The sequence below is a fragment of the Streptococcus sp. XMC genome, from assembly GCF_021341835.1.
Lineage (GTDB): Bacteria > Bacillota > Bacilli > Lactobacillales > Streptococcaceae > Streptococcus.
On the sequence record NZ_JAJTNQ010000015.1, the window covers coordinates 1 to 1,517 of the forward strand.

Genomic DNA, 1,517 nt, shown 5'->3' on the forward strand with positions numbered 1-1,517 from the left:
CTATATTGTGCGGTAGCTTCAAGTAATTCTTTCTGATCTATATTGGGTTTATCAATTACTTTATGTAAAAACCAGTTTGCTACCGTTGAAACAATAACGATCAGTCCATAAAAGAGCTGTGCCGTATGATTCATGAAATGACTACTAACTATTCCAGTAGCATAGGGCATAAATGAAACAAAAAATAAAAGATACAAATTCTTTCAAATTTCTCCCTTTTCAACTTGGCTAACTTGACCTGCATTACCTAGGTCGCTTTGCTTTAAATTATACTTTTTTCTTAAACATTTGATACGAGTAGGTATTTCTTGTGAGTAATTTTCATCAAAAAATTTCATATATAATCTCCCTATAATCATGGAAAAGTAGTAAAAATAGTTGTTATCCTAGTTGATTAAAAAAATCTCTGATTTCCTCATCTTTTATAAAATAATATATAATTTTCCCCTCTCTTCTAGTGTCCAAGATGTTTTGATTGGCTAGTTTACGAAGATGGTGGGAGGCAGATGCCATACTGAGATTTAATAAACAGGCTATATCGCAGACACAGAGTTCTTCGACGGCAAGGAGATAAAAGATGATATTTATCTGTTTATTATCGGTAAATTTTGATAAAATGCGAAGTGATTTTTGGACTTTTTCCTTTTCAAGGTAGTTCGTTGCGGTTGTAACATTTTGTTGATTTATAACATCCACTTGACAGATACTATCTTTTTTCATAATTTTTCTCCTAGCCTAACACAGCCCATAGCATGTCAAAGCTGTTGTTTTCAATCAGGATATACATCCCCAATCCTAAATAGACAACGGCAATAAACCATCTGCTATATTTTTCCAAAGTTTCTCCAACAGAAGGGACTTGTGCTAATTTTTGGGCAGAAAAAACCAAGAGATAAATCATGACTAGAAAAGTAAGTAAAGTCACTATCAAATTCGCTAAATTTAAGGTGGTAAAATATGGGACAAAGACACCAATATTGTCAGCGCCACAACTTGCAAAAGTAATCATAGCGACTAGAAAAATCAGGTTTTTATTGTCTTTTCGCAAACCATCTTTTGCAATAGCTTCTCCATCAGAATCTCCTAAAAGCAAAACTTTGAGGCCTAGGAAAATTGGAATCAAACCGAGTAAACCTAAAATCTCTTTACTAGGAATATAATTTAAGACAAATGCAAAAAGCAAACTTAGGAATATTAGACTAACAGAGCCTAGAAATTGTCCTAAATAGATGTTAATGATGTCCTTTCTGCTTTTTCTTTTGGCAAAAAATAACATTAGGATAATAAGTAAGTCTACGGCTGTCCCAGAATACAGGATTATTGAAGTAACAATATTTTGAATCATAAAACACCTTATTCAAATATATTTTTGAATGTATTCTAACATTAAACTTTGTAGATGTCAACTTCAAATCCACCAATTAATAATTGCATGTCAATATTTGTATTGTGAAACTAGTTTCAGAAATATATAGTCTTAAAGTATGTCCACTGCCAATGGTTTTTTCAATATTTAA

Annotated in this window: 3 protein-coding genes; all 3 read right to left on the minus strand. The window is 31.8% G+C overall.

The features are described 5' to 3' along the window. Positions 1-203: 203 nt before the first annotated feature. The 3 genes from LXO72_RS10175 to LXO72_RS10115 are packed head-to-tail and all read right to left on the minus strand — an operon-like array spanning position 204 to position 1,345. Complete coding sequence (locus LXO72_RS10175) at positions 204-338, minus strand: hypothetical protein (RefSeq protein ID WP_264081591.1); 135 nt, start codon at positions 336-338, stop codon at positions 204-206. Positions 339-381: 43 nt separating this feature from the next. Further along, positions 382-720, minus strand: a complete 339-nt coding sequence (cadX, locus tag LXO72_RS10110; RefSeq protein WP_000711078.1) for a Cd(II)/Zn(II)-sensing metalloregulatory transcriptional regulator CadX — start codon at positions 718-720, stop codon at positions 382-384. Positions 721-730: 10 nt separating this feature from the next. Further along, positions 731-1,345: a CadD family cadmium resistance transporter gene (locus tag LXO72_RS10115; protein WP_002911684.1), complete on the minus strand. Its 615-nt coding sequence runs from the start codon at positions 1,343-1,345 to the stop codon at positions 731-733. Positions 1,346-1,517: the final 172 nt, after the last annotated feature.

Coding starts and splice junctions, on each gene's coding strand:
- LXO72_RS10175 (WP_264081591.1), bottom strand. CDS start 338: ATGAAATTTTTTGATGAAAATTACTCACAAGAAATACCTACTCGTATC.
- cadX (WP_000711078.1), bottom strand. CDS start 720: ATGAAAAAAGATAGTATCTGTCAAGTGGATGTTATAAATCAACAAAAT.
- LXO72_RS10115 (WP_002911684.1), bottom strand. CDS start 1,345: ATGATTCAAAATATTGTTACTTCAATAATCCTGTATTCTGGGACAGCC.